The following is a 15,204-nucleotide window of genomic DNA, read 5'->3' as shown; positions in this document are numbered from 1 at the left end:
GAACGCGGATTTCGCATTGTGACACGGACTTAACTCACCGAAGAGCGGCGTTATCCCCTCAATAATTCACGTGGCTTAGCGTCAGCCCCACAAGCACAGGTAACCAGATGGTTGAGGTGAGCGCGCGTAGCCAACACATAAGCAACTTGAAGTATGACGGGTATATAATGCCGCTTACGCTTTTTCGCTATGGAACAACTATGCGCATCCTTCACACCTCTGACTGGCATCTTGGGCAAAATTTTTACAGCAAAAGTCGCGCCGCCGAACATCAGGCGTTTCTCGACTGGCTGCTGGCCAGCGCGCAGGAACATGACGTCGATGCCATTATTGTCGCGGGCGATATTTTTGATACCGGCTCGCCGCCGAGCTACGCGCGCGAGCTGTATAACCGCTTTGTCGTTCAGCTGCAGCAGACCGGCTGTCGGCTGGTAGTGCTGGCGGGAAACCACGATTCGGTCGCCACCCTCAACGAGTCGCGCGACATTCTTGCGTTCCTGAAAACCACGGTGGTGGCCAATGCCGGCCACGCGCCCTTTATTCTGCCGCTGCGCGACGGTACGCCGGGGGCGGTTTTTTGCCCGGTACCGTTCCTGCGTCCGCGCGAACTGGTGACCAGCCAGGCCGGGCACTCCAGCGGCGAGAAGCAGCAGCAGTTGCTCAACGCCATCAGCGACTACTACCAGCAGCAGTACCAGCAGGCCTGCGAACTGCGCGGCGACCGGGCGCTGCCGATTATCGCCAGCGGCCATTTAACCACCGTCGGCGCCAGCAAAAGCGACGCAGTTCGCGAAATTTATATCGGTACCCTCGACGCCTTCCCGGCGAACCGCTTTCCGCCCGCCGACTATATCGCGCTCGGCCATATTCACCGGGCGCAGGTGGTCGGCGGCTGCGAGCATATTCGCTACAGCGGCTCCCCGATTGCGCTGAGCTTTGACGAAACAGGGAAAAGCAAAAGCGTCAATCTGGTGACCTTTAGCGCTGGCCGCCTGACGGACGTCACGCCGCTGATCGTGCCCATCACCCAACCTCTGGCGGTCTTAAAGGGCGATTTCGCCAGCGTTAGCGCCCAGTTGAACCAATGGCAGAATAACGACCAGCAGCCCGCGGCATGGCTAGATATCGAAATCACCAGCGATGAATATATGCATGATATCCAACGGAAAATCCAGGCCCAGACCGAAACGCTGCCGGTAGAAGTGCTGCTGGTGCGCCGCAGCCGCAGCCAGCGCGATCGCATTCTGGCGGGCGTTCAGCGAGTCACCCTCAGCGAACTGCAGGTGGAGGACGTTTTCGCCCGCCGTCTGGCGCTGGAAACCCTGGAAGAGGCGCAGCAGCAGCGCCTGGAACAGCTCTTTAATGAAACGCTGCATAGTCTCAACGGTGAGGATCGCCTGTGAAAATTCTCAGCTTACGCCTGAAAAACCTCAACTCACTCAAAGGCGAATGGAAAATCGATTTCTCCGCTGAGCCCTTTGCCAGCAACGGACTGTTCGCGATTACCGGGCCAACCGGCGCCGGCAAGACCACCCTGCTGGACGCTATCTGCCTCGCGCTTTATCACGAAACGCCGCGCCTGAGCAGCGTGTCGCAATCGCAAAACGATCTGATGACCCGCGACACCGCCGAATGTCTGGCGGAAGTGGAGTTCGAAGTCAAAGGCATCGCCTACCGCGCCTTCTGGAGCCAGAACCGGGCGCGAAACCAGCCGGACGGCAATTTACAGGTTCCGCGCGTCGAACTGGCGCGCTGCGAGGACGGCAAAATCCTCGCCGATAAGGTCAAAGATAAGCTGGAACTGACCGCCTCGCTCACCGGCCTGGACTATGGCCGCTTCACCCGCTCAATGCTGCTGTCGCAGGGGCAGTTCGCCGCCTTCCTCAACGCCAAACCGAAGGAGCGCGCCGAGCTGCTGGAAGAGCTCACCGGGACCGAAATTTACGGCCAGATTTCCGCCCAGGTCTTTGAAAAACATAAGCAGGCCCGCGTCGAGCTGGAAAAAATCCAGGCGCAGGCCTCCGGCGTCCTGCTGCTGAGCGAGGAGCAACAGCAGGCGCTTCAGCAAAGTTTGCAAGCGCTTACTTCCGAAGAAAAACAGCAAGTTAGCGAACAAACCCGGTTGCAAAACGCCCGTCAGTGGCAGATACGCCGTGAAGAGCTGACGGCAGAAGATCTGCGGGCTCAAACCGCGCTACGCGAAGCGCAATCTGCGCTGGAGCAGGCCCAGCCGCAGCTTAGCGCGCTGCTGAATGCGCAGCCCGCGGAGCGCTTGCGCCCGCAGTGGACGCGTCAGCAGGAGCAAACCGCCGCGCTGGCGCAAACCCGCCGCCAGAGAGAAGAAGTAAATACTCGCTTACATGACCGATTGCGGCTGCGGGCGGGTATTCGCCTCGCCGCCCGGCAGCAGTATGAGCAACTTCACAGCCGTCAGCAAACGCTGTCCGTATGGCTTAAAGAGCATGACCGCTTTCAGCTGTGGGGCAACGCGCTGGCCGGCTGGCGTGCCGCTTTCCAGCAGCAGGCTCGCGATACGCAGCAGCAATCCGCGGTACAACTGCGCCTGGCGGAAACCCACCGCAGGCTGGGCGAACTGCCGCCCGCCGGGCTGACGCTGGATGCCGAACAGGTTAGCGCCGGGCTCGCGCAGCACGCTGCGGCCCGCGCTCTGCGTCAGCAGCTCGCTGCGCTGCATGGTCAGCTGCAGCCGCTGGCCCAGCGGCTATTGCAGCTTGATGCCGCCGGGCAGGCCAGTAAGCAGGAGCAGGAGCGGCTGGAAGCCACGCTGGCTCAGCGCCGTCAGGCCTATAAAGAAAAGCATCAGCAGTTCAGCGATGTGAAAGCCCTGTGCGAAATGGAAGCCCGTATTGCCGGTCTTGAGACCGAACGTGCTCGCCTGCAGCCCGGCTCCCCCTGCCCGCTTTGCGGTTCCGCGCAGCATCCGGCCGTCGCCGAATATCAGGCGCTGGTTCCCGGCGTAAACCAGGCGCGGCGCGATGCGCTGGAGCGCGAAGTTAAGCAGCTGGCGGAGGCCGGAGCGCTGGCGCGCGGCGAGCTTGACGCTCTGATCAAGCAGCAGCAAAAAGAGGCCGCCGAGAAAGCATCGCTTCTGCAGCAGGAGCAAGCGCTTACATCACGCTGGCAGGAGACCATCGCCGGATTAAATATTGACCTGACGCCAAAGGATGATATTCCGGGCTGGCTAAACGCGCAGCAGGAGCATGAACAGCGGCTGTATCAGCATCAGCAGCGTCTGGCCTGGCAGGCTCAGCAGCAGGAGTGCCAGCAGCAGCTCCAGCAGCTACAGCGGGAACAAGAGCAGCGCAGCGCTGCGCTGGCGGCGGAGCTGAGCGCATTTGCGCTGGACTTACCGGCTGTCGGGCAGGCCGCCGGCTGGCTGGCGCAGCGGGAAGAAGAGACCCGCGGCTGGCAGGCCAAACAGAATGAACGGCTCGCCCTGCAGGAACAGATCCAACAGCTGGCTCCGCTACTGGAGGCTTTGCCGGAAACGGACTTAGCGGCGGAACCCGCGCCGCTGGACGGCTGGCGCCAGGTGCATGACGACTGCCTCGCGCTCCAGAGCCAGTGGCAAACCCTGGGGCAGCAGGAGAGCCAGCAGCAGGCACAGCTGAAAGAGAGCGAAGCGCAGTTCAGCGCGGCGCTGGCCGCCAGCCCGTTCGCCGATCGGCAGGCGTTTCTCGCCGCGCTGCTTGATGAAGAGACGCGCCAGCGCCTTGAACGCCTGAAGCAGACGCTGGAAAACGCGCTCCAGCAGAATCAGGCGCTGGCGCTGCGGGCCCGCGAGGCGCTGGTGAACCATAGCCAGCAGCCGCCGGCGGACGCGGACATCGGCCAGCCACCTGAAGAGCTACAAGACAAGCTTCAGCAGCTGACCTCGCTGCTGCGGGAAAACAGCGCCCGCCAGGGAGAGATTCGCCAGCAGCTGAAGCAGAATGCCGAAAACCAGCAGCGCCAGCAGTTGTTACGCCTGCAGATGGAACGCGCGGCCCAGGAAGTGGAAGACTGGGGGTGGCTGAACTCGCTTATCGGCTCCCGAGAGGGCGACAAATTCCGTAAGTTTGCGCAAGGCCTGACGCTGGATAACCTGGTATGGCTGGCCAACCACCAGCTTAACCGCCTGCACGGCCGCTATCTGCTGCAACGCAAAGCCAGCGATGCGCTGGAGCTGGAGGTGGTCGATACCTGGCAGGCGGACGCGGTGCGCGATACACGGACCCTTTCCGGCGGCGAGAGCTTCCTCGTCAGCCTGGCCCTGGCGCTGGCGCTCTCCGACCTGGTCAGCCATAAAACGCGGATAGACTCGCTGTTTCTCGACGAGGGTTTCGGCACGCTGGACAGCGAAACCCTGGATACCGCGCTGGACGCGCTGGACGCGCTTAACGCCAGCGGCAAAATTATCGGTGTCATCAGCCACGTCGAAGCGATGAAAGAGCGCATCCCTGTGCAAATTAAAGTTAAAAAAATCAACGGGCTGGGCTATAGCCGCCTCGATAAAGCTTTCGCCGTTGAGTAATTCTCCCCCTCCACTCCTTCCCTGAAGATCTCTCCCCGCGGGGAGAGATCGCCGCACCCTGAGAAATGACGCGCTTCCAACGGCCCGGCGTAGTACTCATTGCCATCCCATTCACGATTGATCTTGATTATGCACGAATATGCATGATATTTTATCTATCAGCTTATCATAGGTCGTTTTCATTTGCTTTCGTGCAAATTCATGCATAAAAATAGTCTATGACGGAACGGACAACGGGAAGGAAGCCTTCAATAGCATTCCCATTCACGCATCAAGAAGGTCATAAATATGCAAAGTTTACTTATTTTGATCGCCGGCCCGGTACGCAGCGGCACCAACAATCGCGCGGAACTTATCGAGGCTAATCTGCACAATATGGCCCAGGTTGCGCTACGCGTTTACCAGAAAGGGCATATTCCCGTGGTCGGCGAATGGCTGGCGTTACCCGTCGCTAAAGCGGCGGGCTCCAAAACAATTGGCGATGCGATTAGCGAAGAGTATCTCTACCCCGTCGCTCACCGTTTAATTAGCCGCTGCGACGCTATTTTGCGTATGCCGGGCGAATCCCGGGGAGCGGACCTGGATATTGAGGAAGGCAAAAAACGAGGGCTGGCGATTTACTCTGCTCTTGAGGAGATCCCGGAGCGGTAACCCGCTGCGCCGTTGAGGCCGCGCAGCGGGTTGATGATTACAGCGGCCATAACCAGGCGGCGCCGCGTACGCCGCTGGAATCGCCATGCGCCGCTTTGCGAATCGGCGTCTCGCATTCGCCGCCAAAGACCCACGGTTTCAGCAGATTCGGCACCGTCTGATACAGTCGGTCAACGTTGCTCATTCCCCCGCCAAGCACAATAACGTCCGGGTCGAGGATGTTAATCACGTGCGCCAACGACTTCGCCAGCCGCGTCTCATAGCGGCTCAGCGCCAGTTCCGCCACAGGATCCCGCTCGCCGACGCGCTGCATAATCTCGCTGCCTTTCAGCGGATGCCCGCTCAACCGACGGTAATCGGTCGCAAAGCCGGTGCCGGAGATAAAGGTTTCAATGCAGCCCTGCTTGCCGCAGTAGCACGGCACTTCAGCGCGATAGCGTAGTTCGTCTTCATCCATCCACGGCAGCGGATTATGCCCCCACTCGCCCGCGGTACCGTTGCCGCCAATATGGGCGCGACCGTTGAGCGCCACCCCTGAACCGCAGCCGGTGCCGATAATCACCGCAAATACCGTTTGCGCCCCGGCCGCCGCGCCGTCTACCGCTTCCGACACCGCGAGGCAGTTGGCATCGTTGGCCAGACGCACTTCCCGTTGCAGACGCTGGCTCAGATCTTTATCAAACGGCTGACCGTTAAGCCAGGTTGAGTTAGCGTTTTTGACCACGCCGGTATAGGGCGAAATCGACCCGGGGATGCCGATGCCGACCGTGCCGCTCTGCCCGGTGGCCTGCTCGGCCATCTCTACCAGCGAGGCAATCGTCTCTATCGTCTGGCGATAATCGCCCCCCGGCGTAGGCAGGCGATGACGAAATAGCTGCTCTCCCTGGTCGCTCAGCGCGATGACTTCCGTTTTGGTTCCGCCTAAATCAATGCCAATGCGCACTGTGAATTCCTCCCCCGATTAACAATGCAAGCATAGCGACAATTCGCTATCATGCCCGCTGGATTTAACGACTAAGCCGTGGAAATTATCATGCTGTGGTTCAAAAATTTAATGGTTTATCGTCTCAGCCGCGACATTTCCCTGCGCGCCGAGGAGATGGAAAAACAGCTGGCCGAGCTGACCTTTACCCCTTGCGGCAGCCAGGATATGGCCAAAACCGGTTGGGTACCGCCGATGGGATCGCACAGCGACGCGTTGACGCATACGTCAAACGGCCAGATCGTTATCTGCGCGCGTAAAGAAGAGAAGATCCTGCCGTCTCCGGTGATCAAACAGGCGCTGGAAGCAAAGATCTTCAAGCTGGAAGCCGAGCAGGGCCGCAAGCTGAAAAAGACCGAAAAAGACTCGCTGAAAGATGAAGTCCTGCACTCTTTGCTGCCGCGTGCCTTCAGCCGCTTCAGCCAGACCATGATGTGGATCGATACCGTCAACGGACTGATCATGGTGGACTGCGCGAGCGCCAAAAAAGCGGAAGATACCCTGGCGCTGCTGCGTAAAACCCTCGGCTCGCTGCCGGTAGTCCCGCTGGCGCTGGAAACCCCGATCGAACTGACGCTCACCGAGTGGGTGCGCTCCGGTACCGTTGCTCAGGGCTTCCAGCTGCTGGACGAAGCTGAGCTAAAAGCGATGCTGGAAGACGGCGGCGTGATCCGCGCGAAAAAACAGGATCTGGTCAGCGACGAGATCGCCGTACACATTGAAGCCGGTAAGGTCGTGACCAAGCTGGCGCTCGACTGGCAGCAGCGCATTCAGTTCCTGATGTGCGATGATGGTTCGATTAAACGCCTGAAGTTCTGCGACGAACTGCGGGACCAGAATGAAGATATCGACCGGGAAGATTTCGCTCAGCGTTTTGACGCGGACTTTATTCTGATGACCGGCGAACTGGCCGCGCTGATACAGAATCTGGTGGAAGGGTTAGGCGGCGAAGCGCAGCGCTAATCGGGTGGTGAATTCCTTCCTGCCAGCGCAGGAAGGAAGCTGACGTTACAGGTAGCGGCAAAGATAAGACGTCGGCTCAGCCACCTGCAAATGAAACTCGCTATTCCCCGGTACGTTGAATACTTCCCCGGCGGCGTAGACTTTCCACTCGGTTTCCCCCGGCAGAAGTACGTTCAGCGCGCCGCTGACTACGGTCATCTCTTCTGGCTGCGCGGTGCCAAAGGTATATTCCCCTTCCGCCATCACGCCCACGCTCGCACGGCCGGTGCTGCTGCTGGTGAAGCCGATAGATTTTACTTTTCCGTCAAAGTATTCATTGCTTTGAAGCATAAACTCGCCCTTATGATCTTGTGTTGAAGGCACAATATAGGGGGCGCTCCTTGCCCCTGTCACGTAAAATTAACGTGTTACATCAGGTTAAACTAATAGTTCTGCCGCCAGTCGCGAAACCAGCACATTTGACAACAGAACCGGGATATCCAGCGCCTTTTGTAATATGTCGCGATGCTGCTGGTGGTAGCAAAGACAATCCAGCATCAGTACATCCGCGCCTTGCTCAATCAGCTCCCTGCCCGCAGACAGTAAATTCTCTTTACTACCGCTAACCGGGTTGGAGATGGCATACAGCGGGGTGTTTTCTAACACCTGCCATTTATCCCGCTGCATCGGCAAAATCTCTTCAACCGGCACAATGACCCCCACCTGATGACCGTCGACAATCGAGGCAACCAGCGGCGGGATAATCCTTTGCGGCTCAAGCAGGATCGCATTATTCGCCGTAAATCCACGAAAGGGATGGGTACTCATGAGTAATATCAGGTCGTAATCTTGTTTATCGAGCATCGCAATGACGCTACGTAAAACACGTTCAACCTTCTGCCGCGAGACCTGCGCGATTTCATTGTCGTTAAGCAAGGTCAATAGCATCTCATCGCCGGGCTCAATGCCGTAGTCCCGCATCACCTCTTCGCGCGCCATTTTGCCTAACAGGCTAATGTGGTCGATCTGTTCTTCCCTGATATGTTCAGTTAAAAGCGGTAACATCTCCGCCACCGGTACTACCCCAATGGTCAAAATTGCCATCGATGCACTACTCATATCATGTACCTTTTCACAACCGCTGTTTCAAAACAGGCTTCTATTGACGACTTCTGCCCCCTGGTGACCAAAAGCAACCGTCGAGAAGCGTAGCAGGTTACGGCTATTGTGGAATGTAAAGATTCCAGAAGCGTCAAAAACGCACCAGAAAATCCGTACCTTAGGTAATCATTAGTACGGTTAATAAATTAAAAATGTGATGCATGTCCGGTAGCGATCTTTTCAGAGCCAATCCCGGACATGAATGGGGGAATTAAGACTTGTCAGGATCTTCGTAGCGCCGTTTGGCGTCCAACGCTTCCTGTTCAGTAGGGTGTTCACTGATGAGGGAGTTTGGCGTCGGATGGTCAGCGCGCAGTTCATACCAGGTGACCGTTTGGCCCTGCGGGCCTTTTTCAACGGCGACAACACGCGCTTCCCTTGGATATGGGGGTCTGGTCGGCATAGCGTTTCCTTTTTTTACCTTAAGAGCTTTAAAGTATAGGCGCTGCCGATCCGTTTTCCCCAGGCAAAGTCTTAACTGGTATAGCTCACACCGCAGACGGTCGTCATAATCTGTTCCACGACCTCATCCGGCGACGCGGTGGCGTTAATAATATGATGCGCGGCCGCGCGATATAGCGCTTCCCTCTGCGCCAGCACCTCACCCACTTCCTCGCGGATGGGCTTGCCGGTCAGCGTCGGGCGCTGTTCAGCCTTCGGATAGGCTTCAAGACGGTCAATCAGCGCGGAAACCGAAGCCTCAAGATAGATCACGACACCATTTTCCCGCATAAACTGACGGTTATATTCGCTGAGTATAATGCCGCCGCCGGTGGCGATGATGGTTGCAGGTTGCGCGACTCTTTCTAACGCCTGCGTTTCCAGAGCACGAAAGCGTTCCCAGCCCTCCTGCTGGACGATCGCCGCTACCGTGCGCTGCTCATGCTCCTGCAGCTCATGGTCCGTGTCGGCGAACTTAAAGCTGCGAACTTTCGCCAGCGCGTGACCGACGGTCGTTTTACCGCAGCCGCGAGGCCCGACAAGAAATATTAGCTGTGTCATTACCGAAGACCCCTTGGTTCCGCGTACCGCGGATAAATGAAAGCGAAAAGAGAAACAATGGTACCGCAAACTTACCTGACGTTAACCGTAAAATAAACGTTACACACCATCTGCAAACCCTTTTACCTTAGTATTAGAAAGGACTTTACATGTAAACTTATCATTGCATTTGGTGTTATGCCAGCTTTACTTTTGTACAAAAGTTATTTTTTGTTCGCAGTCTGGCGTAAACAGTAACACATTTCTGCACAGCTTTACGCTGCAGCATATTTACAAGACGAGTGCTTCGGAGCGAATCTGAGGCTAATCAATCAGTATGACAGAGGTATGTAGTATGCAATCTGAAGAGCAACGCCTTATCGATGGACTGTTTTCCCGGTTAAAAGAGGCCGAGAGCCGCAGCGCATCGCGCGATACCAGCGCTGAGGAGCGGATTGCCGGGCACATCAAAGAGCAGCCGTTCGCCCCTTACTATATGGCGCAGACGATTTTGATTCAGGAAGCGGCAATCAAACAGCTTAACGACCGTATTCAGGCGCTGGAAAGCCAGGTCACTCAGCTTCAGGCCGCGAAGCCGAGCAGCGGCGGATTTCTCTCCGGCCTGTTTGGCGGCGGGCAGTCTCGCGGCTCCGATCCGATTCCTGGCACAGAGCAGTATGGCCGACCACAGGCCGGCGCCCAGCCTCAGTACGCCCCGCAGGCGCAACAGCAGAACTACGCGCCTCAGGTCTCGCGCAGCAGCGGCGGCTTTATGGCCGGCGCGCTGCAAACGGCGGCAGGCGTCGCGGGCGGCGTAGTGTTGGGCAATATGTTGACCAATATGTTTAGCGGCTCGCATCCGCAGGAGATCGTCAATATTATCGAAGATAAACCGCAGCCGGATCTCAGCCAGGCGCAGGACAGCAGCGTCGCTGACGATACCTTCCGCCAGGATGACGGGCAGTTCCTTGCCGACAACAACGACTATGACTCCGACTTTGACGCCGGTTTCGGCAACGATGATTTTGGCAGCGACGACGACAGCTGGGTTTAAGCCTGCGGGCGTTTGACCTCTAACAGCCATTTCTCCAGCGCGGCGGCAAACTGCTGGCGATCGCGCTGGGATAAGCTATCCGGGCCGCCGGTCTGCACGCCGCTGGCCCGCATCGTTTCCATAAAATCGCGCATCGTCAGCCGCTCGCGAATAGTCGCCTCGCTGTAGCGTTCTCCACGCGGATTCAGCGCCGCCCCGCCTTTCTCCAGCACTTCCGCCGCCAGCGGAATATCGGCGGTAATCACCAAATCTCCCGGCTCGCATAAACGAACGATTTCGTTATCCGCCACGTCAAACCCCTGCGCCACGCGCAGCGTGCGGATAAAGCGCGACGGCGGGACGCGCAGCGGCTGGTTAGCGACCAGCGTCAGCGAGATTTGCGTGCGCTCGGCGGCGCGGAACAAAATATCTTTAATGACGTTCGGACACGCGTCCGCATCAACCCAAATAGCCATTGCGGCTCCTGTCGACCAAAAAGAGAGGCCGTATTGTCACCTGCTTTTGCCTTCCGCGAAAGCAACAAGATGATAAGCTATGTAGCTAACGATAAAACAAGCAAAGGGGATTGGTGATGGAGAAGAAAATCGGCTTTATCGGCTGCGGCAATATGGGCAAGGCCATTCTGGGCGGCCTGATCGCCAGCGGACAGGTTCAGCCGGGTCAAATCTGGGTCTACACCCCGTCGCCGGATAAAGTGGCGGCCCTGCACGACCAGTACGGCATTAATGCGGCGCAAAGCGCGCAGGAAGTGGCCCAGGTGGCGGATATCGTTTTTGGCGCCGTGAAGCCGGGCGTGATGGTGAAAGTCCTCAGCGACATCGCCTCCAGCCTGAATAAAGACTCGCTGGTGGTTTCTATCGCCGCAGGCGTGACGCTCGATCAGCTGGCGCGCGCCCTGGGTCACGATCGCAAAATAGTCCGCGCGATGCCCAACACGCCTTCGCTGGTCAACGCGGGGATGACGTCGGTCACGCCGAACGCGCTGGTGAGCGCCGAAGAAACCGCAGAAATCCTGACCATTTTCCGCTGCTTTGGCCAGGCGGAAATCATTGCCGAGCCAATGATTCACCCGGTGGTTGGCGTCAGCGGCTCCGCGCCGGCCTACGTTTTTATGTTTATCGAAGCGATGGCGGACGCCGCCGTGCTTGGCGGAATGCCGCGCGCTCAGGCCTATAAATTCGCGGCCCAGGCGGTGATGGGTTCAGCTAAAATGGTGCTCGAGAGCGGAGAGCATCCGGGCGCGCTGAAGGATATGGTGTGCTCGCCGGGCGGCACCACGATCGAAGCCGTGCGCGTGCTGGAAGAGAAAGGCTTCCGCTCGGCCGTCATCGAAGCGATGGTGAAATGCATGGAAAAATCAGAGAAGCTCAGCCGTTCCTGATTGAAATAGCGAATAGCGGGTGAGGTTTCCCTCACCCGCTTATTTCTTACACCTGTTTTTTCAGGCAGGCGCTCATAAATTTGCTGCGATCGTCTCCTTTCAGAGACTGCTGGGTCGCCTGAGCGTTGCACTCGCGCATCTTCTGCTGCTGAGGCGTTAGCCCCTTACCGTCCTGCGCGGCGCCATCTTTCTTCAGGCAGCTACTCATAAACGTTTTACGCTCATCCCCTTTCAGCGACTTCGACGACGCTTCTTTATTACACACGCTCATCTTTTGCTGCTGGGGGGTTAACTCTTTTTCCGCGGCACTCACCGCTGTCATAAATACCAGGCCAAAAAGTAGGGTCACAAGTAATGTTATTTTCATCGCACCATCCTCTATGAGTGGATCTCTGTAAGTCTGGTCGCTGATGGAGAAAAAACCAGCCGGTAACGAAAATTCGTCACCGGCGTCAGGTTATTTCAGATTAAGTGCGGCCTTCATGGTATAGAACAGGTCGGTCTGATCGGTTAGCCCCACCACGTTGGCCGCGTGCGGGCCGTAGGCGGCAATGCGCAGCTGGGTGCCGGTATGCTCCATCGAGGTTTCTTCAGAGTTGCCATAGCTCATGACCATCACCGCGCCGTCTTTGGTATTCAGCGCCTGCGTCAGGCCTGGGGCTTTGGTATCCGCCGGGATAATCTGGCTGGCGTGAGCGTGGTCAGCGGTGACGATAACCAGGGTATTGCCCTCTTTTTTGGCAAACTCCAGCGCCTTCTGTACCGCTTCATCCAGATCGACGGTTTCGCCAATCTGACCGCACGGATTCGCCGCGTGATCCTGTTTATCGATAGAAGCGCCTTCCACCTGCAGGAAGAAGCCCTTCTCACTGCTGCTCAGCAGATCGATGGCTTTTTCGGTCATCTGCGCCAGCGTCGGCACCGATGCGTCACGTTTCGGGTTCGGCGTACAGGTTACCGCCGGCTTATCGATATTGCCGTGATAAGACGCCTTTGGGCCTTCCCAACGCACCGGCATATTGCCTTCCGCGAAGAGACCGAGCAGCGGTTTGTCCTGATTGGCCTGGCTAATGGCGGCCAGCGAGCTGGCGTCAGTGACGATCTGGTAGCCGCGGGCCACCGCCTGATCGTGCAGCGTTTTGCCCTGCCATTCGCCGGCCGTCGCGGTTTCAGCGAAGGTTTTCGCTCCGCCGCCCAGCGTCACGTCCGGACGCGCGTTCAGCAACTGTTCGGTAATGGAACCCTTACCGCCTTTTTCCAGCGCGTTGCTGGCGCATTTTTCACTGGTTACGCTCGGACCGTAGCATTTACGCGAAGTGACGTGCGCCACCAGCGCAGCCGGCGTGGCGTCCTGCAGTTCCGCCGTCGAGACGTTACCGGTAGCTAAACCCGCCGCTTTCGCCAGCTCAAGGATGGTCTGATGATCTTTTTCATGGATATCCACGCCCAGCGCGCCGTTGTAGCTTTTCACGCCGGTGGTCCAGGCCGTAGCGGAAGCGGCGGAGTCAGTCACATAATCCGGCTTGCCGGTTTTCTTATCCAGCGAATAGTGGGTGTACTGGCCGGTCAGCGGCAGCGCGTCAATCCCTTTAAAGAATCCGCCCGCCCCTTCTGCATAATTTCGCGCGGCGGTAATTTCAGAATCGCCCATTCCGTCGCCAATCAGCAAAATAATATTTTTAGCCGGTTTATTGATTAACGAAGCGCGCAGCGCCTCGGTCTGGTCGCCGCTTAAACGACGCGCTCCGCCCGGCGTGGTGATATCGCCCTGCGCGGCACGATTTTCCAGAACCGGTGCGGTTGTTGTTTCAGCGTGAATAATCGGGGAGCCCAACAGAGGTATCAGGGCAATAAACAAGGCGCTTAATTTCACTTTTATCGTCTCCATGTAAAAAATACTTTAAAAAACAAAACGAGGGAGACTGTATAAAAGCGATGTGACAGTAAAATGACAGCATCCATACCTTGTCACAAAACTAACTACGAGGATGCCGTAACAGCTTCTTTATATATTGCTGCAATAGCTGGGTATCGCGGTCGTCGACCAGCGGGCCGGGGCTGGCCTCGTCGATGGCCTGCTCAATATCGCTGATCAGCGCCTGCTGGGCGCCCTGCTCCATGTGGCGTAGCAGAGCGGTCACCACCACTTCCAGTGCCTCCACCTGCGCCGTCAGTTCCTTCGATTCTTCTTCCTTTTGGGCGAGTTTAACCAGTAGCTCAGCAATGAGATTCTTCACAGCGCTTTATCCTTATGCGAGGTCCGTAGTCTGCTATTTATGTCATAGATTAGCCGTCGGTTTCCACCATTATTTTTTAAAAAGGATCGACACGTCAATGAATAACAAGCGAAACGTTTTGCTCATTGTCAATCCCTCCAGGAGTTTACTCAACGAGGGATTAATAAGCGTCATAACCAAAATTAACAAATAAGAATAAAACGGAATATCGCTATTCTATCGATAACTATAACGTATCGCCATAATATATCTGGTAGGCCAGATTAACGCTGTCCGGCGCGTCTTTACCGGCCAGGCGCGCAATAAGTATTTCGCTCGCGGTTTTACCGATGTCATAACGTGGGGTAATGACGCTGGCTATTTTTTGTAGCCGCGCCCGGCCAATTTCGAGGCCGTGAAAACCGGCAATGGCCATCTCCTGGGGGACGGCTTTCCCCTGCGCCTGGCACTCGAGCAGCACGCCCACCGCCAGGTCGTCGTTGGTACAAAAAATGGCGTCAATATCCGGGCGCGACTGCTGCATCTGCAGGAACATCTGCCGACCCAGCGCAACCGAGGAGATCGTCTTCGGCGCCATGTGATACGCCTTCAGACCGTGCTCCGCCAGCGCCAGTTCAGTGCCGTGAAAACGGCTTAAATCGCGGGGATCGTCCATGGAGCCAAAAAAGGCGATCGCCCGTTTGCCGCTCTCAAGGAAAGCGTGGGTCATGTCCCACGCCGCCTTCTCGTTATCGAAGCCCACCTGGATATCCAGCTGCTGACCGCCAAAGTCCATCAGTTCAGCGACGGGAATACCGCTGGCGCGCACGTACTGCACCATGCGATCGCTGTGCTGCTTGCCGGTCAAAATCAGCCCGTCGATGTTGTAAGAGAGCAGGTTGAGCACTTCGCGCTCTTCGCGCTGCGGGTCATATTCATAGTTGGCAATCAGGGTCTGGTACTGGTGCGCGGAGGTCACCGACTCGATGCCGGCCAGCACATCGGCAAAAATCTGATTGCGGAAGGAGGGAATAAGCACGCCAATCGTTTTGCTGCGGGCGTTAAGCAGGATTTCCGGGGCGCGGTTGGGGATATAGTTGTTCTCTTCCATGACCTTTGAAATCAGCTCGCGGCTGCGCTCAGAAACCTGGCCGGGGTCGCGTAAATAACGGCTGACCGTCATTTTATTCAACCCCGCCAGATTAGCGATATCCTGCAATGTCATCCGGTTGTTTTTCATCAGGTTCTCTACGACAAACGACTTATGTGCTCGCAGAGAACCTTACCACAGCAGCGGCGGTT

At 57.2% G+C, this 15,204-nt stretch carries 16 protein-coding genes; 6 read left to right on the top strand and 10 right to left on the bottom strand.

All coding sequences use genetic code 11. The annotated features are described in order from the left end of the window. Positions 1-200: 200 nt before the first annotated feature. From sbcD to BWI76_RS06215, 3 genes are all read left to right on the top strand, one after another. Complete coding sequence (gene sbcD, locus BWI76_RS06225) at positions 201-1,403, top strand: exonuclease subunit SbcD (RefSeq protein ID WP_049087371.1); 1,203 nt, start codon at positions 201-203, stop codon at positions 1,401-1,403. Continuing rightward, positions 1,400-4,534, top strand: a complete 3,135-nt coding sequence (gene sbcC / locus BWI76_RS06220; protein WP_064371478.1) for an exonuclease subunit SbcC — start codon at positions 1,400-1,402, stop codon at positions 4,532-4,534. The genes sbcD and sbcC overlap by 4 nt, the downstream gene beginning before the upstream one ends. Before the next feature lie 288 nt (positions 4,535-4,822). Further along, positions 4,823-5,185, top strand: a complete 363-nt coding sequence (locus tag BWI76_RS06215; protein ID WP_049087369.1) for an NUDIX hydrolase — start codon at positions 4,823-4,825, stop codon at positions 5,183-5,185. A gap of 37 nt (positions 5,186-5,222) precedes the next feature. Here the strand turns inward: BWI76_RS06215 and mak are convergent, their stop codons facing one another. Further along, positions 5,223-6,128 (bottom strand): fructokinase, encoded by a 906-nt coding sequence (mak, locus tag BWI76_RS06210; protein WP_004132468.1) that lies wholly within the window; start codon positions 6,126-6,128, stop codon positions 5,223-5,225. Positions 6,129-6,218: 90 nt separating this feature from the next. On the opposite strand from mak, the gene rdgC reads away from it, so the two are divergent. Next, a complete protein-coding gene (gene rdgC, locus BWI76_RS06205; protein WP_004129627.1) occupies positions 6,219-7,130 on the top strand; it encodes a recombination-associated protein RdgC in 912 nt (303 codons plus the stop codon). Positions 7,131-7,175: 45 nt separating this feature from the next. Here the strand turns inward: rdgC and ppnP are convergent, their stop codons facing one another. The 4 genes from ppnP to aroL form a co-directional block, all read right to left on the bottom strand. Beyond that, positions 7,176-7,460 (bottom strand): pyrimidine/purine nucleoside phosphorylase, encoded by a 285-nt coding sequence (ppnP, locus tag BWI76_RS06200; protein ID WP_002890284.1) that lies wholly within the window; start codon positions 7,458-7,460, stop codon positions 7,176-7,178. A gap of 87 nt (positions 7,461-7,547) precedes the next feature. Further along, a complete protein-coding gene (locus BWI76_RS06195; RefSeq protein WP_165774989.1) occupies positions 7,548-8,228 on the bottom strand; it encodes an AroM family protein in 681 nt (226 codons plus the stop codon). Positions 8,229-8,481: 253 nt separating this feature from the next. After that, on the bottom strand, positions 8,482-8,673 hold the full coding sequence (locus BWI76_RS06190; RefSeq protein WP_004129622.1) for a YaiA family protein: 192 nt from the start codon (positions 8,671-8,673) through the stop codon (positions 8,482-8,484). Between the two features lie 71 nt (positions 8,674-8,744). After that, positions 8,745-9,272, bottom strand: a complete 528-nt coding sequence (gene aroL / locus BWI76_RS06185; protein ID WP_004132474.1) for a shikimate kinase AroL — start codon at positions 9,270-9,272, stop codon at positions 8,745-8,747. Between the two features lie 334 nt (positions 9,273-9,606). Here aroL and BWI76_RS06180 point away from each other — a divergent pair, with 334 nt between their 5' ends. Continuing rightward, positions 9,607-10,305, top strand: a complete 699-nt coding sequence (locus BWI76_RS06180; RefSeq protein ID WP_004132475.1) for a DUF2076 domain-containing protein — start codon at positions 9,607-9,609, stop codon at positions 10,303-10,305. Here BWI76_RS06180 and BWI76_RS06175 read toward each other — a convergent pair. Next, positions 10,302-10,760, bottom strand: a complete 459-nt coding sequence (locus tag BWI76_RS06175; RefSeq protein WP_004132476.1) for a YaiI/YqxD family protein — start codon at positions 10,758-10,760, stop codon at positions 10,302-10,304. The two genes, BWI76_RS06180 and BWI76_RS06175, sit on opposite strands and share 4 nt — an antisense overlap. Before the next feature lie 116 nt (positions 10,761-10,876). Here BWI76_RS06175 and proC point away from each other — a divergent pair, with 116 nt between their 5' ends. Next, positions 10,877-11,686 (top strand): pyrroline-5-carboxylate reductase, encoded by an 810-nt coding sequence (proC, locus tag BWI76_RS06170; RefSeq protein ID WP_004132477.1) that lies wholly within the window; start codon positions 10,877-10,879, stop codon positions 11,684-11,686. 46 nt (positions 11,687-11,732) lie between these two features. Here the strand turns inward: proC and psiF are convergent, their stop codons facing one another. From psiF to idnR, 4 genes are all read right to left on the bottom strand, one after another. Beyond that, complete coding sequence (gene psiF / locus BWI76_RS06165) at positions 11,733-12,053, bottom strand: phosphate starvation-inducible protein PsiF (RefSeq protein WP_004132478.1); 321 nt, start codon at positions 12,051-12,053, stop codon at positions 11,733-11,735. Between the two features lie 90 nt (positions 12,054-12,143). Further along, positions 12,144-13,574 carry an alkaline phosphatase gene (phoA, locus tag BWI76_RS06160; RefSeq protein WP_024359074.1) on the bottom strand — a complete coding sequence of 477 codons (1,431 nt, stop codon included), beginning with the start codon at positions 13,572-13,574 and terminating at the stop codon, positions 12,144-12,146. An 88-nt stretch (positions 13,575-13,662) separates the two neighbouring features. Continuing rightward, a complete protein-coding gene (gene iraP, locus BWI76_RS06155) occupies positions 13,663-13,923 on the bottom strand; it encodes an anti-adapter protein IraP (RefSeq protein ID WP_004129608.1) in 261 nt (86 codons plus the stop codon). Positions 13,924-14,149: 226 nt separating this feature from the next. After that, positions 14,150-15,142, bottom strand: coding sequence for a DNA-binding transcriptional regulator IdnR (gene idnR / locus BWI76_RS06150; protein WP_024359075.1), 993 nt, complete (start codon positions 15,140-15,142; stop codon positions 14,150-14,152). Positions 15,143-15,204: the final 62 nt, after the last annotated feature.

The organism is Klebsiella sp. M5al (assembly GCF_002090195.1).
In the GTDB taxonomy this organism is placed as follows: Bacteria; Pseudomonadota; Gammaproteobacteria; order Enterobacterales; family Enterobacteriaceae; genus Klebsiella; species Klebsiella grimontii.
The sequence above is the reverse complement of the archived record's forward strand: the minus strand, read 5'-3'. Positions and strand labels throughout refer to the sequence as shown.